This is a genomic window from Undibacterium sp. Xuan67W (assembly GCF_049340165.1).
Lineage (GTDB): Bacteria > Pseudomonadota > Gammaproteobacteria > Burkholderiales > Burkholderiaceae_D > Undibacterium.
Genome location: NZ_JBMPPN010000003.1, coordinates 248,794 through 273,444, shown reverse-complemented (window position 1 = coordinate 273,444; position 24,651 = coordinate 248,794). Strand labels below are relative to the sequence as shown.

Annotated in this window: 19 protein-coding genes; 8 read left to right on the top strand and 11 right to left on the bottom strand. The window is 48.7% G+C overall.

Annotation, left to right across the window (positions count from 1 at the left end):
* The first annotated feature begins 63 nt into the window (after positions 1 to 63).
* Positions 64 to 375 (top strand): high-potential iron-sulfur protein, encoded by a 312-nt coding sequence (locus ACO0LE_RS04350; protein WP_422959185.1) that lies wholly within the window; start codon positions 64 to 66, stop codon positions 373 to 375.
* Between the two features lies 1 nt (position 376).
* The gene (locus ACO0LE_RS04345; protein WP_422959184.1) at positions 377 to 1,087 is read left to right on the top strand and encodes an SDR family NAD(P)-dependent oxidoreductase; all 711 of its coding nucleotides are present in this window, start codon (positions 377 to 379) and stop codon (positions 1,085 to 1,087) included.
* Between the two features lie 16 nt (positions 1,088 to 1,103).
* Here the strand turns inward: ACO0LE_RS04345 and ACO0LE_RS04340 are convergent, their stop codons facing one another.
* On the bottom strand, positions 1,104 to 1,724 hold the full coding sequence (locus ACO0LE_RS04340; RefSeq protein WP_422959183.1) for a TetR/AcrR family transcriptional regulator: 621 nt from the start codon (positions 1,722 to 1,724) through the stop codon (positions 1,104 to 1,106).
* Between the two features lie 191 nt (positions 1,725 to 1,915).
* Between ACO0LE_RS04340 and ACO0LE_RS04335 the strand changes: the two genes are divergently transcribed.
* A complete protein-coding gene (locus ACO0LE_RS04335; RefSeq protein ID WP_422959182.1) occupies positions 1,916 to 2,986 on the top strand; it encodes an MBL fold metallo-hydrolase in 1,071 nt (356 codons plus the stop codon).
* A gap of 84 nt (positions 2,987 to 3,070) precedes the next feature.
* Here ACO0LE_RS04335 and ACO0LE_RS04330 read toward each other — a convergent pair whose 3' ends face one another.
* On the bottom strand, positions 3,071 to 3,643 hold the full coding sequence (locus ACO0LE_RS04330; RefSeq protein ID WP_422959181.1) for a BON domain-containing protein: 573 nt from the start codon (positions 3,641 to 3,643) through the stop codon (positions 3,071 to 3,073).
* Between the two features lie 489 nt (positions 3,644 to 4,132).
* Between ACO0LE_RS04330 and ACO0LE_RS04325 the strand changes: the two genes are divergently transcribed.
* Positions 4,133 to 4,975, top strand: coding sequence for a YihY/virulence factor BrkB family protein (locus tag ACO0LE_RS04325; protein ID WP_422959225.1), 843 nt, complete (start codon positions 4,133 to 4,135; stop codon positions 4,973 to 4,975).
* Between the two features lie 259 nt (positions 4,976 to 5,234).
* Here the strand turns inward: ACO0LE_RS04325 and ACO0LE_RS04320 are convergent, their stop codons facing one another.
* Both ACO0LE_RS04320 and ACO0LE_RS04315 read right to left on the bottom strand, forming a co-directional pair.
* Positions 5,235 to 6,302 (bottom strand): OmpA family protein, encoded by a 1,068-nt coding sequence (locus tag ACO0LE_RS04320; RefSeq protein WP_422959180.1) that lies wholly within the window; start codon positions 6,300 to 6,302, stop codon positions 5,235 to 5,237.
* Between the two features lie 338 nt (positions 6,303 to 6,640).
* Complete coding sequence (locus tag ACO0LE_RS04315; protein WP_422959179.1) at positions 6,641 to 15,628, bottom strand: GH36-type glycosyl hydrolase domain-containing protein; 8,988 nt, start codon at positions 15,626 to 15,628, stop codon at positions 6,641 to 6,643.
* Positions 15,629 to 16,012: 384 nt separating this feature from the next.
* On the opposite strand from ACO0LE_RS04315, the gene ACO0LE_RS04310 reads away from it, so the two are divergent.
* Positions 16,013 to 16,198, top strand: a complete 186-nt coding sequence (locus tag ACO0LE_RS04310; RefSeq protein ID WP_422959178.1) for a CsbD family protein — start codon at positions 16,013 to 16,015, stop codon at positions 16,196 to 16,198.
* 134 nt (positions 16,199 to 16,332) lie between these two features.
* Here ACO0LE_RS04310 and ACO0LE_RS04305 read toward each other — a convergent pair whose 3' ends face one another.
* From ACO0LE_RS04305 to ACO0LE_RS04290, 4 genes are all read right to left on the bottom strand, one after another.
* Positions 16,333 to 17,040 (bottom strand): Crp/Fnr family transcriptional regulator, encoded by a 708-nt coding sequence (locus ACO0LE_RS04305; protein WP_422959177.1) that lies wholly within the window; start codon positions 17,038 to 17,040, stop codon positions 16,333 to 16,335.
* 193 nt (positions 17,041 to 17,233) lie between these two features.
* Complete coding sequence (locus ACO0LE_RS04300; RefSeq protein ID WP_422959176.1) at positions 17,234 to 17,938, bottom strand: putative bifunctional diguanylate cyclase/phosphodiesterase; 705 nt, start codon at positions 17,936 to 17,938, stop codon at positions 17,234 to 17,236.
* Positions 17,938 to 19,329 (bottom strand): diguanylate cyclase domain-containing protein, encoded by a 1,392-nt coding sequence (locus tag ACO0LE_RS04295; RefSeq protein ID WP_422959175.1) that lies wholly within the window; start codon positions 19,327 to 19,329, stop codon positions 17,938 to 17,940. Before ACO0LE_RS04295 ends, ACO0LE_RS04300 begins: the two co-directional genes overlap by 1 nt.
* A gap of 104 nt (positions 19,330 to 19,433) precedes the next feature.
* Complete coding sequence (locus ACO0LE_RS04290) at positions 19,434 to 19,667, bottom strand: hypothetical protein (protein WP_422959174.1); 234 nt, start codon at positions 19,665 to 19,667, stop codon at positions 19,434 to 19,436.
* 310 nt (positions 19,668 to 19,977) lie between these two features.
* Between ACO0LE_RS04290 and ACO0LE_RS04285 the strand changes: the two genes are divergently transcribed.
* Both ACO0LE_RS04285 and ACO0LE_RS04280 read left to right on the top strand, forming a co-directional pair.
* Complete coding sequence (locus ACO0LE_RS04285) at positions 19,978 to 20,688, top strand: Crp/Fnr family transcriptional regulator (RefSeq protein ID WP_422959173.1); 711 nt, start codon at positions 19,978 to 19,980, stop codon at positions 20,686 to 20,688.
* Between the two features lie 384 nt (positions 20,689 to 21,072).
* Positions 21,073 to 21,879: a Crp/Fnr family transcriptional regulator gene (locus ACO0LE_RS04280; RefSeq protein WP_422959172.1), complete on the top strand. Its 807-nt coding sequence runs from the start codon at positions 21,073 to 21,075 to the stop codon at positions 21,877 to 21,879.
* A gap of 161 nt (positions 21,880 to 22,040) precedes the next feature.
* Here the strand turns inward: ACO0LE_RS04280 and ACO0LE_RS04275 are convergent, their stop codons facing one another.
* From ACO0LE_RS04275 to ACO0LE_RS04265, 3 genes are all read right to left on the bottom strand, one after another.
* Positions 22,041 to 22,382, bottom strand: a complete 342-nt coding sequence (locus ACO0LE_RS04275) for a hypothetical protein (RefSeq protein ID WP_422959171.1) — start codon at positions 22,380 to 22,382, stop codon at positions 22,041 to 22,043.
* A gap of 542 nt (positions 22,383 to 22,924) precedes the next feature.
* Positions 22,925 to 23,290 (bottom strand): hypothetical protein, encoded by a 366-nt coding sequence (locus ACO0LE_RS04270; protein WP_422959170.1) that lies wholly within the window; start codon positions 23,288 to 23,290, stop codon positions 22,925 to 22,927.
* A gap of 162 nt (positions 23,291 to 23,452) precedes the next feature.
* The gene (locus ACO0LE_RS04265; protein ID WP_422959169.1) at positions 23,453 to 24,001 is read right to left on the bottom strand and encodes a thymidine kinase; all 549 of its coding nucleotides are present in this window, start codon (positions 23,999 to 24,001) and stop codon (positions 23,453 to 23,455) included.
* Between the two features lie 181 nt (positions 24,002 to 24,182).
* Between ACO0LE_RS04265 and ACO0LE_RS04260 the strand changes: the two genes are divergently transcribed.
* Positions 24,183 to 24,647, top strand: coding sequence for an Hsp20 family protein (locus ACO0LE_RS04260; RefSeq protein WP_422959168.1), 465 nt, complete (start codon positions 24,183 to 24,185; stop codon positions 24,645 to 24,647).
* The last annotated feature ends 4 nt before the right edge of the window (positions 24,648 to 24,651 follow it).

The following is a 24,651-nucleotide window of genomic DNA, read 5'->3' as shown; positions in this document are numbered from 1 at the left end:
GTTTGGTTTCTTGAAACGAAAAAGGAATTTGCGCTCCCTCAAGCCAATCGCCAAGGACACATCATGACCTCCCGCAGACAATTCATTTTTACAACACTACCGACAGCCGCCGTTTTACTTAGCGGTTCCGGCATGGCAACAGCCCAAGCTGGCAAGCTTGAAGAAACTGACCCGATTGCCACGGCACTCGGCTATAAACACGACGCAAGCAAAGTAGATGCAAAAAAATATGCTACCTTTGCCACGGGACGCAACTGCGGCAACTGCCAGTTGTTTCAGGGCAAAGCAGGCGACGCCTGGGGTGTATGCGGTGCCGTCGGTGGCAAGCAAGTAAATGCCAAAGGCTGGTGCAGTGCATGGAATAAAAAAGCCTGATATGGCTGGGTTGTCTTCCTTCAACGCAGGTGGAGTGTGTGTCGTAATCGGCTCCACCGGCGGTATTGGTAAGGCGCTGCTGTCAGCGCTGCAAGCCTCGGGAACCTTCGCTCAGGTCATCCCTTTGAGCCGCCAGAGCACGCCAGTGCTGGATCTGGTCGACGAAGCGCAGATTGAGTCCTGCGCGAATCATGTTGCGGCATCAGGTGAGATACGCCTGATCATTGACGCCACAGGACTGCTTCACAACGAACGCCTGCAGCCTGAAAAAAGTTTGCGCCAAATTGATGCGGTTCAGATGGCGGAGTCGTTCGCCATTAACGCGATCGGCCCAGCGCTGCTGATGAAGCATTTTTTGCCTTTGTTGCCACGCGAAGGCAAAGCCGTATTCGCCAGTTTATCTGCCAAGGTCGGTAGCATCGGGGACAATCAGCTCGGCGGCTGGTATAGCTATCGCGCCTCAAAAGCGGCATTGAATCAGCTTGTTCACACAGCGGCAATTGAACTACACCATCGCCAGCCAGCGGCGATTTGTGTCGCGCTGCATCCGGGCACGGTGCACACCCGTTTGTCGTCTGCCTTCAGTAAGACTGGCCTGGAAGTGCAAGCACCGGAGCTGGCAGCGGAACGACTTCTCGATGTGATCGACAGGCTGCTGCCGGAGAATTCCGGTGGTTTCTTCGATTATCGTGGCGAATCTTTACCCTGGTAGCAGGCAGGTGCTGTACTTACCCGACCGTGCTCACAGCGAGGTAAGCCAGAAACATATCGACGGCGGTTTGTATCACTGCCGCCTGTTGCGTATCAGTCAGAGGAGGCTGCCCCATTGCGATTTGCGGCCAGAATGCAAATGCCTTGATCTGTCCTTGCAGCATGTGGGCTGCGAATTCCGGGTCGATGTCTCTGATCTGTCCATCGGCTTGCGCAGCGCGCAACCACGCGGTGACGCCTTCTTCGCGAGTTCCCATGCGGGCGATCATCTCTTGCGCCCGCACAGGATCGTGGATGGCTGTTGCAATCGCCACTCTGGCCAGGTCCATAAAGCTCTTATCGTTCAGCATGCTCATTTTTTGCTGTATCAAAGCCATCAATTGCTCACGCAAGGCTTGGCCTGGCTGATAACGAATCTCGGCAAGTGCAGCGCTGCTGTCCCAGAGCTGCAACAAAATTGCCTCAAACAAATCGTCTTTGCTGGGAAAATGGTTATACACCGTGCGCTTGGAGACGGCAGCACTGGCCGCAATTTTGTCCATGCTGGTGGCATCAAAACCATGAGCGAGGAACTCGGTAATCGCCGCCTGCAAAATAGCTTCGCGCTTACGGTCAGTCAGACGCAGAGGAATCGACATAAAAATTTTTTGAATGCTTTTTAAATAAGGATTTGGATATTTTACACTGATTAGTTTACTTTTCGTGATTTTGCTTTTAAAATGAAACTACACTGTGTAGTTTAGTTTAGACGAAAACCGATTGAGCTCCCAAGGATCAACCTGATCACCTTTTCATCTCGAACGACATACACCGGATCAGCAGCATATAAATGACTAGCGTTTTTCTGACAGGACTATTGATTATGGCTACCCGCACGATGACCGTCCGCACCACCTCCCACGCTTATGCGGAATCGCCTCAACGCGCCGCTGGCAAATTCAGAAATGCCGCCTCCATGGTACGTCCGGGATTCGTCAAAACCATGCAGATCATGTGGCGCTTTATGTTCCATAAGCCTGCTGGTACCGTGCCAGCACAACCGATTCCTGTGAACGCCTTAAGCCGCGACGATTTGCTCGCCGCGCCGGATCGCTCGCTGTACCGTCTCGGCCATTCCACGATGCTGCTGAAATTACGGGGCGAATTCTGGCTGACCGATCCTGTATTCTCTGAGCGCGCGTCGCCAGTGCAATGGATGGGGCCGCAACGCTTTCATCAGACGCCGATCAGCATTCAGGACCTGCCACCGATCAAAGCCGTGATTCTGTCGCATGATCATTACGATCATCTCGACCATGACGCCATCCTGCAACTAGCAGAGAAGGTAGAGCACTTTCTGACGCCGCTAGGCGTGGGCGATACGCTGATCAAATGGGGCATTCCCGCCCATAAAATTCAACAGCTGGACTGGTGGGAAAACACTCACGTGCATGGGATTCAGCTGGTAGCCGCACCATCCCAGCATTTTTCGGGACGCGGACTGTTCGACGGCAACCAGACCTTGTGGGCATCCTGGATCATCATGGATGACGATACCCGCGTATTTTTTAGCGGTGATACGGGTTACTTCGATGGTTTTAAAACGATAGGTGACAAATACGGCCCATTCGATCTCACCCTGATAGAAACCGGCGCTTACGATAAGGAATGGCCGGACATCCACATGCAACCGGAGCAAACGCTGCAAGCCCATCTGGACTTGCGCGGCAAACAACTCGTACCGATTCACAACGGCACCTTCGATCTGGCAATGCACGTATGGCAAGAACCGTTTGAACGTATCGTCGAACTGGCAGAACAGAAGCAAGTGAAGATCAGTACGCCGGAGATGGGCGAACGATTAGATCTGGCAGCGCCGCACGCAGGCCAGCATTGGTGGAATAAATCATTGAGTCAATAGTTGACGGAGTTGGCGGAGATCGCCTCCTGATACACCATAATCAACGGGCGACGCGGTGAGGCCCTATCACTTTCTTAACTGTCACTATTTTTTTACACTCATCTGATTCGATACTTTCTGCACGCCCTCTACACTTTTAGCGACTTCAGTGGCGCGTGCGATTTGCGTTTCGCTGTCGACAAAACCACTAAGTTGCGCGTCGCCTTTACTCGTGACAACGCCGATATCAAAACTTTTTACGGAAGAGTCGGCTAGTAATGCCGATTTCACTTTGGCAGTAATGACGCTGTCGTCAATTTTATTACCGATGGTCCTCGGGCTCTCTTTGATGAGCAACTTATTATCAACGCCAGTCACGCCCTCTACTACACGGGTTAGCGCAACGCTTTTGTCGATTTGCGTCTGATTGTCGACAAAGCCGCTTAACATCACTTCACCTTTACGAACAGCGACCTTGATGTCATAGCCCTTGATATCACTATCAGCCATCAATGCGGAGGATACTTTTGTGCTGACTACTGTGTCGTCGACCTGAGTACCTACTGTGATTGTCGGTGCGGATGGTCCGGCGATATCCGTCGGTTTATTACACCCGCTCAGTGTCAGCACCAAGGCGCTGGCAACACCGAAGGAAAGTGCCGTAGTTAATTTTTTCATCGCAATATGTCCTATCTTTATGAAGTAAGCAAGGTAAGTTCTGTGTGTCAGAAGGAGAAAGCCAGTAATACCTAATCCGATGCCAAATCCAATGTGAACAATACGCATCGCCGGGACGCCCCCTTAGAGAGATACATAGTGTTAATCCGCAATCACTGCTGTGATTGCGCTTGTACTCAGTTTGTATTCAGCTCGTGATGATGATCGCCGCTTTCCACATGGCGCTCTGTTCGCTAGCGTACCTACCATTCAAAATAGTTCAGGCATGCTGCGAGGATGCACTTACCATGCCTGCGTATCTTGCAGCGATCACCACATTTCCTCATTCATCGTGCGCTGTCTTGCAAACCTTGTTGGCAGACTACACGAATCATTCACCGAAAATTGCGCTCCATGACGTCACACTATCGCCGACTTTTGCAACAGCTCAGCTCAGTCTCACACACCGTGCGTGACACCATTTTCTTATTACCGTCGTCAGTTAAGCTCATGTGCACCGTGATCGGTCGAGCAATCGAACAATGGATACATCATCGTGCAGCGAGTAAAGGCGCGGCACTGGCTTTTTATACCTTGTTTTCCATGGCCCCGATTCTAGTTCTGGTACTCGCCATCGCCGGTTTTTTTTATGGTCAACAAGCGGCGCAAGGCGAAATATTAAATCAGTTACAGGGACTAGTCGGACGCAGTGGCGCGGAGGCAATTCAATTTCTATTAGCTGGCGCACGCAATCCTGAAGAAGGCCGGCTGGCGACGCTGCTTGCCACACTATTGCTATTGATCGGCGCAACCAGTGTGTTTGCCGAATTAAAAGAAAGTCTGGATGAAATATGGCAGGTTCCTAAGCTTAAGCAGCCTGGCCTATGGCGACTATTACGTACGCGCTTGCTATCATTTGGCTTGATACTCGTGCTGGCATTTTTACTGCTGGTCTCGCTCATCATCAGTGCAGCACTGGTATTTCTTGAGCATTACTGGAGCGGCATTCAGATCGATATCGCGCTGCTTCTAATTCCCATTTCATCACTGGTCGGCTTTGCGGTAATAGCCTCTCTGTTTGCCATCATTTTTAAAATGCTGCCGCAGGTACGTTTATCCTGGCGTGATGTCTGGATCGGCGCGCTCGGTACGGCGGCACTCTTCTCTATCGGCAAATACGGGATTGGTCTTTACATCGGGAACAGCGGTGTCGCGACCAGTTTCGGTGCTGCAGGATCAATGATTGCACTGCTACTGTGGGTGTATTATTCTGCACAGATTTTTTTACTGGGAGCAGAATTCACGCGCCAATATGCGCTGGTGTTTGGTAGCTTACGACTTGGCAAAAAATAATATACTCCTATCTAGTATATTTTTAATCACCAATAAAATAAAGCGGAATAAGGCCTATTTTATTATCATATAGGGGGAGTATATGATTTACTTAATAGTTTCAATCAGTAGTTTCTAGCAATAAGTGTCTCCATCGATTCCCGTCCCCATGATCTGACTACCTACCTGGCAAGCGCATAAAAAAGCCTCGCCATAACCAACTAGCGAGGCCTGAAAATCGCCACTCAGCTCAGTGACGACCGCTCTTACTCTATTGCAACTACTGCACGCGACGTTCTATCGTCATCTGTTCGACTTCGACGCGGCGATTTGGTTCCAGACAGATGATCAGGGCAGCACGATTTTTTTCTGTACACTGCACGATCGGATTCGATTCGCCCTTACCCTGTGCGGAAAGACGAGTCAGTGCCACGCCTTTATCGACTAAATATGCTTTGACGACATCCGCACGACGTTGCGACAACTTCATATTGTATTTATCGGTACCCAGACGATCGGCATAACCGGTAATCACGACATCACTGATCTGCGAGTTGTTATTTAGAACACCCGCGATCTCGTCAAGCTTTGGCTGTGATCCAACTAAAGCGGAACTATCAAATCCAAATAATTCGGTTGCCGATAGCGTCACTTTTTCGAAGCGCGGTGGCATTGGTGCTGGCGCTGGTGCTGGCATCGGCATGGGCGCAGGGCGAGTCTCTGAAATGACTATGGCATCAGGCGCTGGAGCTGGCTCAACACGCGCAGCACGTTGTACTGGCTTATCAAAGGTGAATACCAGACCGACATTCAGATAATTATTATTCGAATGACTAAATCCCAAATCATCGCCGCGAATAAAGCCATGCACACGACGTAGATCAGCCTGCATTGCTAACTGGTCGGTAAATCCGTATTGAAAACCGACACCGGCGTTCATATAAGGCGATGTCTGTGATTTTTCTATCAGCGGTGTATTGATTTTGTCGTACTGTGCACCGGCGCCAATTAACAGGAACGGACGCAAGCTTTTTCGGGAAAACATATACAAGGCATCGATGCCCAGAGTATTTTGCTGGTAACGTGTACCGTTATCACGATGACGACCATAGCTGGTACCGAATTGCAAGTCCCAGTCGGTTGAATAGGCGCGCCCAAACCGAATTGCCGCGGCTTCACCGTTACCCGTTACACCAAAATGGGTATCGGCATCAACAGCACCCAGACTAGGTGCGACGTACCACGATGGGTTGTACTCATAATTTTCTGGCGAACGTTGTGCCATGCTGCTGCCAACGACACCGCATAACAGTGACACGGCGAGTGCGATTTTATGGAATTTTTGCATTTTGAAACCTTTAGATGATGAACAGAACAGGAAATAAATTCGAGCAAAACATTGCTGATCAAAGAGAAAAGGAAGAGTAATTCTTGTCGTTCTCATGACAGCGCATGAGAAAGAAGCTTACGGACAGACACCCAGGGTCTCTGTTCGGTAACTCACATAGATGTAAAAGAATTCGATGTGTGGCGTGCGTGGTAATCATTAACAATCCGCAACAACCGGCAGCCGTGTTCAGTGAACATTCGTCCACATATGAAACGACACATAGACCTCATCTCTGTCGGTGAGCTGCGGTCCGCGTATTCGACAAACCGACAGCGTCGAGAGAACGGAGACGATATCTATTCCGCCATGTCGCTGATGAGTAATTCCACTTGATGCTCCTGACTATCGTTCACCATATGGAGTAACGACGACTCTTGCAGCACGCCATCAAGCGTAAGCGAAATTGCCTCGCTCTCACCATAGGTCGTGGTGACGGAAATATGGTAAGTGGTATCTCTATAGCGGTAATGTACCTTGAAGTGATTCCAGTCAGCCGGTAGACAAGGAGTAAACCGGAGTTGATCTCCTTCCAGCGTAACACCCAATAGCGACTCCAATATCAGTCGATACATCCAGCCGGATGAGCCGGTGTACCAAGTCCAGCCGCCACGCCCTACATGTGGGCTGACCGCATAGACATCCGCAGCAATGACATAAGGCTCAACCTTGTAACGTGCGACTTGACTAGAAGTACGGGCATGATTAACAGGATTGATCATGTCAAACAACTCCCAAGCGCGTTTGCTGTCGCCAAGCTTTGCAAAGGCCATCGCTGTCCAGATTGCAGCATGTGTGTACTGTCCACCGTTCTCCCGCACACCCGGAACATAACCGCGGATATAGCCTGGATTCTGCTCGGAGTGATCGAATGGCGGATCGAGTAACTGGATCAGCAAATCTTTACGACGTACCAAACGTTGGTCTACCGCTAGCATTGCCGCGCGCGCTCGAACAGGATCGCCAGCACCAGAAAGTACGGACCAGCTCTGTGAAATGGAATCAATCTGACATTCGCCGTTACTTGAAGAACCCAGAGGACTACCATCGTCAAAATACGCACGGCGGTACCAATCACCGTCCCACGCATGTTGCTCAATATTTTTTTGTAAGGTCGTTGCCTCATTCCTGCAGAGATCTGCAAATACCTGATCTAGTCGCTGGTCTGCCAACTCGGCAAATCGGATCAACACCTGATAAAAGAAAAATGCCAGCCATACACTTTCGCCTTTTCCTTCCGCGCCGACTTTGTCCATACCGTCGTTCCAGTCACAGGAGCCGATTAATGGCAATCCATGTATGCCAAAGCGCAAGCCGTGTTTAATTGAGCGCATGCAATGTTCATACAGTGTTGCCGTTTCGCCAGACTGACCTGGCAGATCGTAGTAAGAGTCTTCGTCAAAATTGACTTGCCGGCCCTCAAGAAAGCCAATTTTTTCATCAAGAATTTTGTAATCACGTGTGCTGCTGACATACCGGCAGGTCGCCAGTGCCAGCCACAGATAATCATCGGAACAGTGCGTACGGACCCCCCGATTAATTGGTGGATGCCACCAATGTTGTACATCGCCCTCAACAAATTGATGAGCTGCACACAAGACCAGATGCTCACGCGCAAGTTGTGGTTGAGTATGGATCAACGCCATCACATCCTGCAACTGATCACGAAATCCAAATGCTCCACCGGATTGGTAAAAACCACTACGCGCCCACAACCGGCAGGCAAGTGTCTGATACATCAGCCAGCCATTCGTTAGAATATTTAGCGAGAGATCAGGTGTCTCTACCTGTACCGCACCCAAAGTTGCACCCCAATATTGTTTAACATCAGCGAGTGCATCGGCTGCCGCGCTTGTTCCACGGAAGCGCCGTATCAGACTGCTGACATCTGCGCTACGCTGTCCGGCAGTCCCAAGCAAAAATATAATTTCACGTTGTTCGCCATCTGCCAGGTCAAAAGGAATCTGAATCGCAGCACATGGATCCAGCCCCGCTCCAAGTTTTCCTGACAAGCGCGTTCTGCTCATTGCAGCGGGTTGTCGCAAACTGCCGTTTCGTCCAATAAATTCAGTACGATCACCGCTCATACTCAATGAGATCGCATCGGCATAAAAGAAAACCGTGCGATCACAAAATTCCGTGTTGTAAGAATTGCGGGCGAAAATAGCACCAGTAGCAGGATCTGCCTCGGTTACGATATGCATCACTGATTTTTGTCGCACATCACCCAACACCCACTCAACATAGCCGGTCGCTGACAGCGAGCGAGTTGCACCGGAGTCGTTACGTATTTTGAGTACCGAAAATTTGATAGCATCGTTCAGGGCTACATACACAGACAGCTCTGACTTAATTCCCTCTTCGACATGTTCAAATACACTGTATCCGAACCCGTGTCTTGTCACATAATCGCCATGTCCACGACAGGGTAAGGGAGTCGGTGACCAAAAGTGTCCAGTCTCTTCATCACGGAGATAAAATACTTCTCCACCACCATCCGATACCGGATCATTGGACCAAGGTGTCAGACGAAATTCATGTGCGTTTTCACCCCAGGTATAGGCTTGCCCACTCTCCGAGATCACTGTGCCAAAATGGGCATTCGCAATGACATTGACCCAAGGTGCTGGCGTCGTATTGCTTGCCGATGTTGTGATGACATATTCGCGGCCATCAGGGGAGAATCCACCGAGGCCGTTAAATAAGGCGAGATCATTTCGAGCGGAAGACGTGGTCGGTGCTGCTGAGGGTATCGGTGTATGTGATTTACTCAGTGTCAGCAACGGTATTCTTACTTCGACCTGCGCGCGACGATTAATCTGCTCAGCCAGCGTACCGCGGGTGTCAGACAAGATCGCGCGCGCCACGGATTGCAAGAGGATACGATCGTCGTTTGGTATCTGATCCGCCAATCGAACAAAAATTCCGCCAGGTCGTTCCATGGCATGTGGCTCGATACCGGAAGCGACTAGACCCATGATCTGGTCTTGAAGAATCTGTCGATAACCAGCCCTGTCTTCATTCCATATCACCAGATCAACTGCGAGGCCCTTCATACGCCAATAGGCATGCGCCTGCACCATCTGCCGGACCAATTCGATATTATCAACGTCACTGATTTGCAGCAGCACAATTGGTAAGTCGCCAGAAATTGCGTAGCTCCATAAGCCGGACTGGCCACGCCGGTTCTTGATCAAAATACTCGCATCAGCGCGCAACAAAGCATTCGAATAAATCACCGAATTCGCGAGGCGACCATACAGTTGTGCGTCGGCTTCACTGGCATTCAACTGGCGCAAGACGACATGACTATGCGTCCACGCCAGTTCAAATACCCGGTCGGCCAGATGAAGATCCTGATATTTATCGATCAGTCCTAGCACCTGATCACGCGTTTCCGCTACTCCCGTGACCATGTCAATGATGACGGTTTGTTCTGGTTCTAGTCGGATCTGATGACGAATCGCAACGACTGGGTCAAGCACCGAGCCCTGATTGCCAGATAGTGTTTTTTGTGCCATTGCGATAGGAGCCTGGCTCGTATTACCACGACCGATGAAAGCCATCCGATCAGTCTCGTACGATGTTCCTTCACTCGCTGCGCCGTGTACCGCCATTAAATGAAACATCGACGGCGTAAAGTCACTTTCAGAACGTGGACGACGCCGGCAGATAATGGCACTCTCTTGCGGTAGGATTTCTGTTTGCACGAAGAGATTACTAAATGCCGGATGCATATTGTCAGCCGCCGCCGGAGCTAACACCACCTCGGCATAACTAGTCACGTCAATTGTTTTGGCAGCACGCGAGCGGTTGGTGATCCGGGTGCGGCGCATTTCAATATCATCTTCAGGTGAGACAACTATGGTCGTGTAGGTTTCTATGCCATCATCCTGACGGCGATACTCAGCACGCCCCTCGGAAAAAATAACTTCATAAAACTTTGACGATTGCAACGTAGGCTGATAAGCGCTCGACCAATAAGTACCGTTGGATAAATCGCGGATATAGCAAAAACTACCCCAGTTGTCACAGGTACTATCTTCACGCCATCGAGTAATCGCCAGATCACGCCAGCGGCTGTAGCTGCCGCCATTGTTTGTTACCATCACGTTGTAGCGACCGTTCGACAGTAATTGCACCTCTGGTATCCGCAAATCAACACGAGTAATGATGCGCATCGGCATCTCCTGCTCACTCGCAGCGGAACGTATGTCGGCAAGCTCTGTTGTATTAGAATAAAACGCGCTCGGCTTAGGAATGCGTTCTTTAAGTAGCAGCAACGTCGCCTGAAATAAGGGATCTGACATGAACCGTTTCTGCATAGGACGGTCTAGTAACACATACGCCAGAGACAGTAAGCTCATACCCTGATGATGTGCCATATACGAACGGATCAGCGCCTGAGTCTGGCCTCGGGGCAGTCTCGAAGGCGTGTAATCAATTGCCTCATACATACCCCAGCTGCCTCCCGCCCCTTCTCTTACTAACCTTTGCAAATTGTCGCAAGCCTGCTCAGGCGCAACCATCAGTGCCAGCATGGATGCATAGGGAGCGACAACCAGATCGTCGCCAAGACCACGTTTCAAACCGAGACCTGGGACACCAAAGGCGCGGTACTGATAATTCAGGCTTGTATCAAATGCGTGGTAGCCACATTCGGAAATACCCCATGGGACGGCTCGCTGTGCGCCATATTCTATTTGTCGCTGTACGACGGATTTATACGTCTGATCAAGCAGAGTGTTGTCAAAGTTTGGCATCACCAGCAACGGCATCAGGTACTCGAACATTGAGCCACTCCACGACAAGAGAATAGGCTCGCCGCCGGCCAATGTTAGTTGGCGTCCCAAAGCGAACCAAGTTTCCTGCGGCAACTGGCCTTGCGCAATGGCGACAAAACTGCACAGGCGTGCTTCAGAGGCGAGCAGATCGTAGCATCCAGTATCGAGGCGGCGGTCCGCGACGTTACAGCCAATGGCTAATAAATGTGTGGTTGGTTCGTACAAAAAACTGTACTCCATACGGGCAAACTCAACAGCCTGTAATGCAAGTTGCTGAATCTGTGCAATACGTTCGTTAGCCCGAGAGCTTCCCTGCAACACCAGACCAGACAGTCTCGTCCAAAGTTCGGGCAAATCGGTTTGCACGGTTCCAGAACCAACCAGCCGGGCGATCATCTGTGGTATTTCGATACCGAATCTCGCTAGTTCATTCAGCGACGGGATCGCTGACAATGCGGAAATATCCTTGCTGAGTTGTCGCAAACCTGGTTCAGCCAGCCACGGCGCCAGGAACATCAAGTCATCACGCACATCGGCGCACTGCCGAACTAAAGCCTGAGCCCAATATAATTGCTGTTGTTTTCTTTCCGGTGCGGTCGGGACAAAATTGACAGGAATAACGAGTGGCACTTCGATCCTATCGGCAAGCACATCCTGGTGTCTTTCAATTTGCTCCAGAATATCGAGTGCCTTGTTCTCCAATAAATCGAGCTTTGTCATCGCGGCATACAAACCCTGCTGACCAGCAGCGCAAGCATCGTCGATGCAATGATGAAAAGCCTGTATTTCCTCGGACGGCTCAGCATCCATACTCTCGGTCAGTACTAAAAACGTATGAAGGATTCCCTGAAAACCTGTTTCTGAAAAAACAGGTTCATCCTGCAACTGAAGCAAGCCGACTTTTAGCGTCAGCAAGTGACCGGCAAGATTGCCGCTATCGACCGTTGATACATAGACGGGATGTAAGGGCGACAAGCTGATCGTGTCATACCAGTTATAGAAATGTCCCTGATAGCGCTCTAACCGTGCCATCGTTGCCAGGGTTTGACTGCTACGATCAAGCAAGCGCCCCATAGGAATATACGCAAAATCATAGGCAGACAGATTGGCCAGCAAAGCGAGTCCGATATTCGTCGGTGAAGTACGGTGAGCGATCACTGCGATAGGCTGTTCCTGCATATTGTCAGGCGGTAACCAGCTATCTGCGGGACCAACGTAGTTGTCAAAGAAGGCCCAGGTTTTACGGGTAAGACGATACAAAAATGCCATTTGTCCGACACTCAGCTCAGATAGTTTTTTTACCACTGGACGACTCACCCACCAGGCAATTACCGGAGACGCCATCCATAACAACACAAACGGGAACGCGACCGTTAGCGCTGATGGACGATTCCAAAGCAAAACAATGACTACGCCAAATGCAAATACGGGCGCACTCCACATGCGCTGTAGTGAGGTGATCAGGTTGTCGTTTGGAGGTTCACCTGATTGACTCGATGGTTGCCATTCCAGCATACGACGGTGAGAAATAACCACCCGCCAAACTGTACGAATAATCGCATCCAGACTATAAAAAGCCTCATATGGCAAGAATGTCAGATTCAGTAGTACATGCTTAAGATGCCGCGCACTATTACGTAATGCAGCAAGTATGTGCTGTCTGATTAATACTTCACGGGACTTGTTCAATAAGGCAAGCAGAGAGGCCGCAAGAGATGGCAAAAATAAAATAGTGACTACAGCCAGACTACCAACCCAAGGAGACGGCAACGATAGCCAGGAAAAAACCAGTAAGGCGATCAACACAGGCGCGATCAGACTGCGACGGGCATTATCTAAAATTTTCCAGCGCGACAGCATAGAAAGTGGATTCACTGTTGTACGTGAGCGAGACGGGACTTTGGAGTGTTGGACTCCCGTGCCGAGCTTCACATCTGCCTCGGGATTAATACAGGTAGCGACGCTTGAGTTTGCATCAAGGTCTGCAACCACATTTGGTCCTAAGGCATTAGTTACAATAGTGTTAAAGCTGGCAACGGATTTTTCAACTACAGGAATGTTAGGGAGGAGCCAAGTCAGAATTTGCCAGTCTCCGCGTATCCAACGGTGGCGCCGACTGACATCAGAATAATAGCGGGACGGATATTCTTCATGTAGCTGCACATCGCTGATTAAGCCAGAGCGGGCGTAGCAGCCTTCTAACAGATCGTGACTGAGGATGCGGTTTTCCGGCAGTCTGGCATTTAGCGCCAGCTCAAAGGCATCAATATCGTAAATTCCTTTTCCGATAAACGATCCCTCCTGAAACAAATCCTGATACACGTCAGAGACTGAACGGGTGTATGGATCGATACCGGCTTCACCACCAATCAATCGTTCGTACAAGGACGCGTTCGCGCTGGGCAAACTTGACACAATACGAGGTTGCAAAATGCCATAACCCTCCACGACACGCTGCTTACTAGCGTCGTATACGGCTTGATTGAGCGGATGTGCAATCGTTGCAATAAACAAACGAGCAGAGTCGCGCGGCAACTGCGTGTCCGAATCCAGAGTAATCACATAGCGTATATCCTTCAGCAGCGAGACGTTACCAACAATACGCGTAAATAAAAGATCCGTATTACCACGTAAAAACGCATTCAGATCTGATAGCTTGCCGCGTTTACGTTCGTAGCCCATCCAACATTGCTCCTGCGGATTCCAGCGACGTGGACGGTGCAATAAAAAGAATGGGCTATGGGTATCATTGCCATAAGTCTGGTTCAGTAAAGCAATCGCATTCGCTGCCTGATTAATTAATGCCGCGTCCTTTGAGGTCGTTTCGGTCGGCGCATCTGCCAAATCGGTTAAAAGACAAAAAAACAGATTTGCATCACGATTCGCAAGGAACCGGACCTCCAGTGCTTCGCATAACCGATCGATCGTCTGCTCGTTCAATAGCATAGTCGGGACCGCGACGATGCTGCGCGCCTTTGCCGGAATGCCCAAAGAAAAGTCCATCCGTGGCAAAGAATTAGGCGTTGCAAGTATGGTCGCCACCCAATTGACCAGCGCTACGGCCAACTGGCTTCCTGCAAAAAATCCCAAAATACCCAACGTGGCCAATGTGACTTCACGTAATCCGTCTTCATAGGACTCTGCAATTAGCAGGATAGTGAATAGTGCGGTCAGTCCAAAGATGAGGCAAAGATAATAGGTATCAATCGATGATTTATTTTTTTTAAGGAATTTTTTGATATAGCCGTATTTGACGTCGATCGCCAGCTCCAAGGCGGGCAATCCGTTACCGACCAGAAAATAGCCGACGTGCTCTTTAGGTGACCGTCCCTTTTTGACAAGGTCGATACTAAGGTCTACATTGGATTCAGCACGCCCCTCAGACTCAAGCTTATCGGTATTCGTTATTTTTACGGACTCTGATAATGACAGGCGTAGTGCATGTTCTGCCACGTCGACTTCACTGATCTCAGCATGCTTCGCGAGACTCTCGATCACATGCCGGTAACGATCTCGTGTTGCAAAATCCATCTCGGCATAAACACCGGCATAGTCGCGTCGCAATACATGCTCAACATGACTCATCGTTTCAACAAAATCTCGCCAGTCCATCGAGCCCAAAAACCTCAGGCTACCGATGCTATTACTGATCGATACCTGATCAGCAGCTTGCTGTTGTGTCTCCAGTTGCACTAACTGCTCTATCGTCAGGCCAGTCTCAGATAAGCGTTGCGCAACCCAAGTCAGTGGCAAGGTCAATGCCGGGCTCTGTCCTTGCAGACGACGCGCGACCTCAGCGACAAAGGAGCTATCAAGCAGAGGCTCGGACCGCGCCATATCTGCTACGAGCAAGATAAGGTTACCGGGTTCTTTATCAGCCGCATCGATCAGTTCATCAGCCCAGGCATTCGCCAGGTTACGGTTCACCCGGCAAGTCGCAATCCGAGTCGCCACCCGACGCAGGTTCTCAATTAATGCCAGGCGCAACATAATCGGAATCGCCCATAGCTCACCCAGTCGCAGCATCGTAACCTGCTGATAGGCCGCTACAAACCGACTTAAACCTTCTGGATCAACGCGGCCATCGCCATGTGAAATCGTCTCCAGTGCAATGTCATACACACGCGGCTTACCAACCGATGGCCCAATCGTCAGTCTCGGCAACTCCTTGCTATACCCTTTTGGCAAATGCTGTTTGGCTATACGTATCTGCTCCTCAATCAGGTAAAAATTATCGAGCAGCCATTCAGCAGCGGGGGTTATCTGGCGATTCTCTCTCAATGCAGAAGTCAACGCGGCACAGGCATCAATCAACGCCTCTTCGTTTGCGGCCAAACGTGGCAACAGCTGATCTGCAGACTTATCGGTGCCGATTTTATGTCGTCCTGCCAAAACACGGCCATGCGTCTCCATCTGGATAACACTGAATAACTCCGACTTCAACGGCGGAAGCTGTGGTTCGTCTTCTGAATAGGAGCGGGACCCGCTAGTAAGTTTTAACATGGCACTTTGATGAGGAGGGACTGATGAGTGGCCATACGACCAAGCAGCACAGAGACAACATCGCCTCCAGCTATGGTCGATGTGCTACGCATGCCTAGACAAAATGGGATGTCCGGTTCTGTTCTGCCGCTCTATCACACAGATTGCAGACACCTCTGTGAATAGAACAGCGATAGTTGGTTATAGCTGGATCAGGATAATTTCTCAGTGCGTCAGCGCACACAAAGCAACTGGGGCGCAAATGTACGATATCGAACAGACTAGTTAAGCAAGCAACTCTACTCTGATAGCACTGACGCTCTGCGCAGTGCATTTTCGAGGTAATGTCGACTGACCAGCCTTGAATTTGATATTTGCAATCGTATTTTATCCAAGGAAAAAATCATGAACAAAGACCAAATCAAAGGTGTTGCCAAAGATATGTCTGGCAAGGTACAGGAAAGTGCGGGTAAGCTGGTAGGTAATCGTGAACAGCAGGCCAAGGGATTATTGAAGCAAGCGCATGGCAAGGCAGAGAAAAAAATCGGCGATGCGAAACAGATCATCAAGAACGCGATCAGTAAGCATTAGAGTTAGAACTAAAACGACAGCGCATCAATCTCCCTCGACACGAGAGATGCGCTGATCGCAGCAAATATCAATAGGCATGCGGTGCATATTCAATGGACGGATATACGGTTATACGACTAGCACGTGCTGTGAATTTATTTATCGACACTCTTACTAATCTCGCGGATCAGACGATAGCAGTCACAGGTCATATCTTCCAGCCGGGATTCATCCAAAATTTTAATCTCGCCACGTGAATAGCTGATTAACTGCAGACGCTGTAAAGCGACTGCTGCCTTTGTGACGCCGACGCGCCGTACACCGAGAGATTGGGCAATAAATTCATGGGTTAAATGGAATTCTGTCGATGCCAGATGATCTTTTGTGGTCAATAAATATCTCGCCAGTCGCGCTTCCAATAAATGGAATTTACTGCACACCGCAATCTGTATGGTCTGCGCTAAAAATTGATTGAGATATTCAAACAAGGCTAATTGCACTTGAGGATTTTTTTGCATTTCTCTTTGCAATACAGGGGCACTTATTTTGATTGCACTGCCAGGTTTTTGTACGATGGCCTTGATGTAGTCTAGATTTTTTCCTGACATCGCTGTGATACCAACCAAACCATCTTGGCCGATCAAACCTAACTCGTGACTGGAATTCAGGTTCAATTTACCTGACAGGCAGATAAGGCTAGTTTCGGGGAAATAGACCGTGCTGACCTCTTCACCAGCGTCATGCAATACTTGTCCGCTTTGCAGAAGCACGCGATCTTGGTCAAAACTCAACGGATTCAACCCTGCCCGCAGCAGGCGCCCCAGCAGGCTATTGACAACAGGTGGCCGGAACAGCTGATTCATCAAATTCTCCTGATGAGCTGCACACGACAATACGCGTTCAAACAGACTCAATATAACAATCAGGATACGTAGTTCATCGCTCAATGTATGTACGATGACGAACCAAAAACAGTTTAAACAAATGACCCTACTAATAATCAGTCACACTCGTAAGAAGTCATTGGCAATCATAGAAAATCAATGAATCAATGAATCAATGAATCGATGTACCGCCGACACCGCGTCGTAATAAGGTGGTAAATTTCTCTGCCGCTACCGGGTGGCAAAAAATATAGCCCTGCCCTTCTTCGCAATTCTGCTCTTTTAAGAATACCAGTTGCGCCTGATCCTCCACACCCTCAGCAATGACTTTTTGTTTCAGACTATTACCCATGGCAATGACGGCGCTGGCAATAATGCCGTTTCCTTTCACGGATCCGATATCGTGGACAAAGGATTTATCAATTTTTAGTACGTCAATCGGGAATTGGTTCAGATAACTGAGACTAGAGTAGCCGGTACCAAAATCATCCACCGCAAGTTGCACACCCATATCCTTGAGCTGCTTTAAAATCGCGATACTCGATTCGGCTTCTCGCATTAAGACGCTTTCTGTAATTTCTAATTGCAGACATTCCGGGCGCAATCCGGTTTCAGTTAGGATCGCTCGGACGACGTCGATGAAGTCATGACGCCGGAATTCAATCGCAGAAATATTCACCGCGATCGACCCGGGATTTAATCCTGCCTCTTCCCATCTTTTGTTCTGCAAACAAGCTTGACGTAGCACCCAGCGTCCGATTTCAACGATGACACCGCAATCCTCGGCAATTGCGATAAAGCGACTTGGTGGCACAATTCCCCACTTTGGGTGTATCCAGCGCAACAATGCTTCAGATCCGGTAATGGCGCCGGTCATCAGATTAATCTTGGCCTGATAATGCAAAACGAATTTTTTCGTTCGAGGGCATAACGTAAGTTCGCCTCGATCACCTGTCGTTCAACGGCACGGATATTCATTTCGTTTTTAAAGAACTGAAAATTATTTCGCCCTTTTTCTTTTGCCTGATACATCGCCGTATCCGCGTTCTTTATCAATGTCTCAGCATCTGAACCATCTGCTGGGTAAATACTGATACCAATACTGGTGGTGACGTGAAGCTCATTGTTCGCAATAGAATGCACAGCGGCGAGGGCAGCAAGAATTTTATCTGCAGTCAGTGATGAATAAGCACCGCCCTGTTCTTCAGTTAATAAGATCACGAATTCATCGCCGCCCTGACGGCTCACGGTATCGGATCCCCTCACACAGCCAACTAACCGTTTAGCGACAGATTGCAATAACTTGTCACCCGTCGCATGTCCCAGCGAGTCATTGATATGTTTAAAATTATCTAAATCCAAAAACAACAGAGCGACTTGAGTACCGCGACGCTTGGCAAGACCAATCGCTTGCGCAATCCTGTCGGTTAAAAGAACTCGGTTTGGCAAGTTAGTCAAAAAGTCATGCTGTGCCAGATGTGCCATCTTGATTGCCATCGCTTTAGCAGCGGTAATATCGTGATAGACAATCACCGCACCGACCATGCGTCCAGCCGAATCATGAATCGGCGAGGTTGAATCTTCAATTGCGACCTCGCTACCATCACGTCGGATCATGATCGTTCCTGGTACAAGAACAATCGGCTTGGCCTGCGACAGCGCGACCGTGATCGGATTCACTACGGGGACACGTGTTTCGCTATTAATCAAGGGCATCACATCGCTGATCGGTCGTCCGCGAGCCTCTTCGCGCGACCATTGCGTCATGCGCTCTGCAGCAAGATTCAAATAATCGACGTTACTATTCATATCAGTGCCAATTACCGCATCGCTGATCGAATTCAGTGTAATTTCAGCGCGAGCCTTATCGATATAAAGACTTTCCTCGACTGCTTTGCGCTGTATCAAGTTACGCAAAGACTGAGGAACCAGATAACTGGCGAAATGTCCTTTAGACAAATATCCTTGTGATCCGCGCTGGACTGCTTCGCGCGCCAAAGACTCATCTTCCTCAGAACTCAAAGTCAGAATCGGTAAATACGGTACCTCGGCAAAAAGACGAAAAAACGTATCGATTCCACGACTATCCGGGAGAAACAAATCAACTAACACTGCATCAATGTGTTTGGATTTTAAAATACTCAATCCATCGGCAAGTTTGGTCGCGCGCTCTATCTCAAAAGGCCCATCGCTCGCTTTTTTAAGGACATACTCTAACGTATCGGCATCCACCTTAACGTTAGTAATAATGAGAATACGGTTCGTCATAATATGGCGGATCTTTCAGATACAGAATGTTGTCGTGAGTGCTGGGCGGAGTGGGCGCGGTTGGCGGCCGTATGACGTTTAATTTCCTTATAAAAACAGATGGCTTATGCTAACCGTGCCACATAGCTCATATCGAACTCTAAGGTCATCGACTTCTGCTCCAAGAAATTCAGTCTGCATCGGGCGTCTGCTAAGCGTGCGGAGATCAGATTGTGTAGCTCGGTAACATCGGTATTTACCTGGTCACCGGTCACCCGCAGAAAAAACTCAGCATCCGCCATCACCATCTTAATGTCGCGAATCATTTTTTCATTACTTAACAAACTTGACGTAGCCATCTGAATTTCCCTTTGAAATGAGATCGGATCTTCACGCTACATTTGTTTCAAAGTAACTTCTGTGCGATATCGAACATAGATTCCGCAGCGAAGTTTTTTTTGCGGCATTTTTGTTTTACGTCATTCTTTTTTCCTGACGCGGAAAAAAGATTGCTTTTGACAGCGCATGTGTGCGCTGTCGCGCATAGTTTTTTTTATCTTCGTGATACGCTCCATTGCGTTAATTTTCTTTGCTTGCCTAACTCGTTTCAAATAGTTCTTGGCAGAGATTTCACCCGATAAATCGCTGATGCCAATCCCAATTAGTCCTATGCAGAATCATCTTTTGGCAGCCTTGCCTGAGGACGATTTTGGCCGTATTTCAAAGGATCTGGAACTTGTGCGCTTAGCGCACAACGTATCCCTGTACGAGTCCGGCATGCGGCTACAGCATGTCTACTTCCCGACTACCTGCATTGTGTCTCTGATGTACGTACTCGAGGATGGTGCCAGTGCCGAAATCGCTGTGGTCGGGAATGAAGGCATAGTTGGGGTCTCCATGTTTATGGGAGGAGAAACCACACCGAACCGCGCTGTTGTACAAAGCGAAGGTTATGCATATCGCCTGCGAGGCCAATTATTAAGAGATGAATTTGACCGGGCCGGCTCGGTATTGCGCGTCTTGTTGCGCTACACGCAGGCATTGATTACTCAGATGACGCAAACCGCTGTTTGCAACCGTCATCACACAGTAGAGCAGCAGTTATGTCGCTGGCTTTTATTGAGTCTGGATCGTCGCTCGACGAATTCGGTCACCATGACACAACAGATGATTGCCAATCTGCTAGGCGTCCGGCGCGAGCGGGTGACCGAAGCAGCGGGCAACTTACAGCGTGCGGGTCTGATCAGCTATAGCCGGGGAGCGATCGATGTGTTGAATCGGCCAGGCTTGGAAGAGACTGTTTGCGAATGTTATGGCGTGATTAAACGTGAATTCAGCCGTCTCTCCGAAGATATACCTAAAAAAGTTCGGGGACACTAAATACGCCATCGGTGGAAAACCAGACCGAAAAAATAGATAACCAATCCCTTTGATTTACCGCAAAGCAAAATCAAATAGATGCACTGAGTTCTTTACGTAAATTTATTCTGGGATCATAAACCGCCAAAAAACTCACTTTTTTATTTTATATACTCGGTGATGTATATTTAAATATTGCTGTAATCATTGCGGCTTAAGCTATATTTCTGCATATACCCCCCTTTTATTACGATTTACGATAGTGAGCTCTAGAAATACTCACGCCACCCCACTATGCGCGATAACGCACATACAAACGTGGTGATTCTGCTATGCTGGTCTGAGATCAACCGATCTTGATGCGCCACGCAAGTCCGTTAAATGGACTGTCACCGAAATCCTTTCATGTCCACTCTCCATTCCCCCAAACAAAATCATTTGCTGGCGGCGCTTCCTGCTGCGGAATTTGATCGTTTGCTCCCTCATCTGGAATTGGTGCCGTTGAAACTGGGGGACGCGGTCTATGAGTCGGGTGGCAAATTACAGTATGTGTATTTTCCGACGACAGCCATTATCTCGATGCTTTATGTACTAGAAAATGGGTCCTCGGCAGAAATTGCAATTGTCGGTAACGAAGGCATACTAGGTATTTCTCTGTTCATGGGGGGCGACACTACGCCAAGCCGCGCAGTAGTACAGAGTGCAGGCTTCGGGTATCGTCTCAAAGCGCAGTTACTCAAAGATGAATTCAACCGTGCTGGGCCAGTGTTGCGCCTGTTACTACGCTATACGCAGGCACTGATTACACAAATGAGCCAAACCGCCGTCTGTAACCGTCACCACACGATAGAGCAGCAATTATGCCGTTGGTTGCTACTGAGTCTAGACCGTCTGTCATCAGACTCTGTGATCATGACGCAAGAACTAATCGCGAATATGTTGGGGGTCAGACATGAGGGTGTGACCGAAGCCGCCGGTAAATTACAGCGGCAGCATCTCATCAAATATAGCCGTGGTCATATCGAAGTGATCGACAGACCCGGCCTGGAAAGAATCGTCTGTGAATGTTATGCCGTCGTAAAGCACGAGTTTGATCGCCTGATTTCGGATATTCCGGTTGGGGATCCACAACATATATTGGGACAATCTGATCGCCGTCAATCCGCCAAACGATCTCCAAGAGATACGATCGAGACGCGCCGTAAGGCCTGAAGCACTGTTTTCAGTCCTACTTTTCGGCGCGCCATAAAAAAACGCATTTCATCATCCGTGAAATGCGTTTTTTAGTATCGGTGCCGTCTACTTTTTTTCAGCGACTGCAACCTGAACAACGAAGCAGCATGAATTGTTTGCTCGGGAACTGCGTTTTAGGCTTAGCAAACTTCTGCGAGTTCTTTTTTCTCTGCCGACAATTGGAAGATACGTAAAGCTTTGACTGCGTCTGGCACTGCATTGATTTCCTGAGTTCCATTCATCAGGTCAGAGATGTGATGTTCCAATGCTGCTGTATCTGTCTCCAGCATAAATTGCGCTGGCAATACCGTTTGCATGATGCTCCAGCGTGCGACCGGCGCATCGCCAGTTTTGTTCAGCAGCGAGCGATCCATCATCCACTTTTCAAAACCACGTGTCGTTAGGTTCGCGTCGATCCAGACCAGATTGTCGGATGACATTGTATTTTTACCAGCAGAGCGGATTAATAATTCGTAAATCATTTTGTTGTACTCCCTTTTTTATCGGAGCATTCCTTTCTCAGAAATGTCTTACCCTCGCAGCTAAAAGCGTTTATCCCCCCCGCTTGGTTGACAAAAAAAGTGTGATTTTTTCGATTTTTTTCAAAAAAAACGCGATTTATCTGTTTTTTGATGAACTTTAATTAATATTTTCTGTTTATTGTTCAAATAATTTTGTAAATATTTGTGAGCCTTGTAAAAACCAATATCAAAAATTTAAGCTGACTTTCGGATGAATCGAGGAGAAATTAGGCTTAAATTAAAGATAAATAATTTATTTTTTGCATACATAGTCGTGTGCATTCTTCCCCTAATGCGCATTCGGAAACAGGTTGAATTCGTTAGATGGTGAAGAAAAAATAAAAATCCGGTGCTCATCACACCGGATTTTTTTCGGTCAAACGGAGAGATCGCGCGTATCGGACAATCTTTAATGTGACGTCTTTACTAGAAGTTCTGGGTTCCCTATTGCGCATTTTCAGCGCATACAGATCTGCCAGATTGCCTGTTTTTTGACGAACAAATTACTTCGCCGGAGCTGCTTTCACTTCTTCTGTTTTAGCTTCTGCTTTTACTTTTGCATGCTTCATGTGTTTAACTGCTTTATGCTCATCACTTGGCATTGCTGGCTTTGCTTCTGCAGCAGCTGATGCGGCTGGCATAGCCGGCATCGCAGCAGATGTATGCGCGTGTGCGGATGCGCTCACAGCTTTTACTGCAGCAGCAGGGGCTGGCGTTGCGGGCACGCTAGCAACAGCGCTGGCAGCGACCGCAGCAACTGGCGCTGCTGGTGCAGCAACCTTAGCCGGCGTTGATGCTGGAGTTTGTGCGAACGCTGTACCCATGGCGAAGGTAGCAGCAACGAGGGAGGCGGCGATCAGCTTGTTCATGATTAATCCTGTTCTATGTTTGGTTTGTGTTACGTAGTCAATCTACGTATGCCAAGAACGCCACCCGACACGATTCTGTTGACACACAAATTGTTGCGAATTGTTACGATACGACATCAACAAAAACAACAGGACCTCATTTAATTTCTGTTACCGAATTTCTCAGGAATAAAAACAGCGGCCACATACATGCTGATAACGTTCGTTACCACCGATCGCCACTTGCTCACCTTGTTTTACCCGTTTGCCATTCGCGTCCATACGAATATTCATGGTCGCTTTTTTACCGCAAGCGCAGATATTTTTTAATTCTTCAATGTCATCTGCCAGTGTTAGCAAATACGCAGATCCAGGAAAAGGTTCACCCAAAAAATCACTGCGCAAACCATAACAAATAACCGGCACGCCTTTGACCTGTGCGAGCTGATGCAATTGTTTGACTTGCTCCGCTGTGAGGAATTGCGCCTCATCGACGAGAACACAACTAACCTTCGGTGTCGTTGTAAAAAAATTGTAGTCACTGTCAAATACTTCCGCTTCACGTTGCGGTCCGAGACGCGATGTGACCTTGCCCTGTCCATAGCGGTGATCAATCGCGGCCGTATATAAGCGCACAACCTGGCCTTGCTCTTCGTAGTTATGAGCGACCTGCAACATCGCCGTCGACTTGCCTGCGTTCATTGCGGAATATCTGAAATAAAGTTTTGCCACGGTGCTTCCCTGATGAATTTTCTATATTAAATAAACGCAAAAATAATGCGTTCGAGATTGTAATTATTTTCCTCAAAAAAAGCTCTTGAAATCCCAAACAGGTATGACCATATCCGTAACAGCAGGTGCTCAGGAGAGGCCTGCCACACTTCATATCGCTTACTTTTATCAAGGATATATCATGCGTAATTTTGACTTTGCTCCACTATACCGTTCTGCTATTGGCTTTGATCGTCTCGCTCATTTATTTAATGAAGCACAACGTCCCGATGCAACACCAAGTTATCCACCGTATAACATCGAATTGATCGCAGAAGACAAGTATCGCATCACGATGGCGGTTGCCGGTTTTGATCGTTCCGAGCTTGATCTTGAAAGTGAAAACGACACACTAAAAATCGTTGGCCGCAAAAAAGTGACGGACGAAACGCAAAGCACTTTCTTGCATCGCGGTATCGCTGCACGTGATTTTGAACACCGCTTCCGCTTAGCGGATCATGTCAAAGTCGTCGGTGCAAAACTCGATAATGGCTTGCTCAATATCGAACTGATCCGCGAAGTGCCTGAAGTCTACAAACCACGAAAAATCGCGATTGATGGCGACAACCTCACCATCATCAAACAAGCTGAATTACAGGCAGCATAATTAA

Bases quoted from the DNA above. Each gene is read 5' to 3' on its own strand.
- ACO0LE_RS04350 (WP_422959185.1), top strand. From the start codon at position 64: ATGACCTCCCGCAGACAATTCATTTTTACAACACTACCGACAGCCGCC.
- ACO0LE_RS04345 (WP_422959184.1), top strand. From the start codon at position 377: ATGGCTGGGTTGTCTTCCTTCAACGCAGGTGGAGTGTGTGTCGTAATC.
- ACO0LE_RS04340 (WP_422959183.1), bottom strand. From the start codon at position 1,724: ATGTCGATTCCTCTGCGTCTGACTGACCGTAAGCGCGAAGCTATTTTG.
- ACO0LE_RS04335 (WP_422959182.1), top strand. From the start codon at position 1,916: ATGACTAGCGTTTTTCTGACAGGACTATTGATTATGGCTACCCGCACG.
- ACO0LE_RS04330 (WP_422959181.1), bottom strand. From the start codon at position 3,643: ATGAAAAAATTAACTACGGCACTTTCCTTCGGTGTTGCCAGCGCCTTG.
- ACO0LE_RS04325 (WP_422959225.1), top strand. From the start codon at position 4,133: ATGTGCACCGTGATCGGTCGAGCAATCGAACAATGGATACATCATCGT.
- ACO0LE_RS04320 (WP_422959180.1), bottom strand. From the start codon at position 6,302: ATGCAAAAATTCCATAAAATCGCACTCGCCGTGTCACTGTTATGCGGT.
- ACO0LE_RS04315 (WP_422959179.1), bottom strand. From the start codon at position 15,628: ATGTTAAAACTTACTAGCGGGTCCCGCTCCTATTCAGAAGACGAACCA.
- ACO0LE_RS04310 (WP_422959178.1), top strand. From the start codon at position 16,013: ATGAACAAAGACCAAATCAAAGGTGTTGCCAAAGATATGTCTGGCAAG.
- ACO0LE_RS04305 (WP_422959177.1), bottom strand. From the start codon at position 17,040: ATGAATCAGCTGTTCCGGCCACCTGTTGTCAATAGCCTGCTGGGGCGC.
- ACO0LE_RS04300 (WP_422959176.1), bottom strand. From the start codon at position 17,938: ATGACCGGCGCCATTACCGGATCTGAAGCATTGTTGCGCTGGATACAC.
- ACO0LE_RS04295 (WP_422959175.1), bottom strand. From the start codon at position 19,329: ATGACGAACCGTATTCTCATTATTACTAACGTTAAGGTGGATGCCGAT.
- ACO0LE_RS04290 (WP_422959174.1), bottom strand. From the start codon at position 19,667: ATGGCTACGTCAAGTTTGTTAAGTAATGAAAAAATGATTCGCGACATT.
- ACO0LE_RS04285 (WP_422959173.1), top strand. From the start codon at position 19,978: ATGCAGAATCATCTTTTGGCAGCCTTGCCTGAGGACGATTTTGGCCGT.
- ACO0LE_RS04280 (WP_422959172.1), top strand. From the start codon at position 21,073: ATGTCCACTCTCCATTCCCCCAAACAAAATCATTTGCTGGCGGCGCTT.
- ACO0LE_RS04275 (WP_422959171.1), bottom strand. From the start codon at position 22,382: ATGATTTACGAATTATTAATCCGCTCTGCTGGTAAAAATACAATGTCA.
- ACO0LE_RS04270 (WP_422959170.1), bottom strand. From the start codon at position 23,290: ATGAACAAGCTGATCGCCGCCTCCCTCGTTGCTGCTACCTTCGCCATG.
- ACO0LE_RS04260 (WP_422959168.1), top strand. From the start codon at position 24,183: ATGCGTAATTTTGACTTTGCTCCACTATACCGTTCTGCTATTGGCTTT.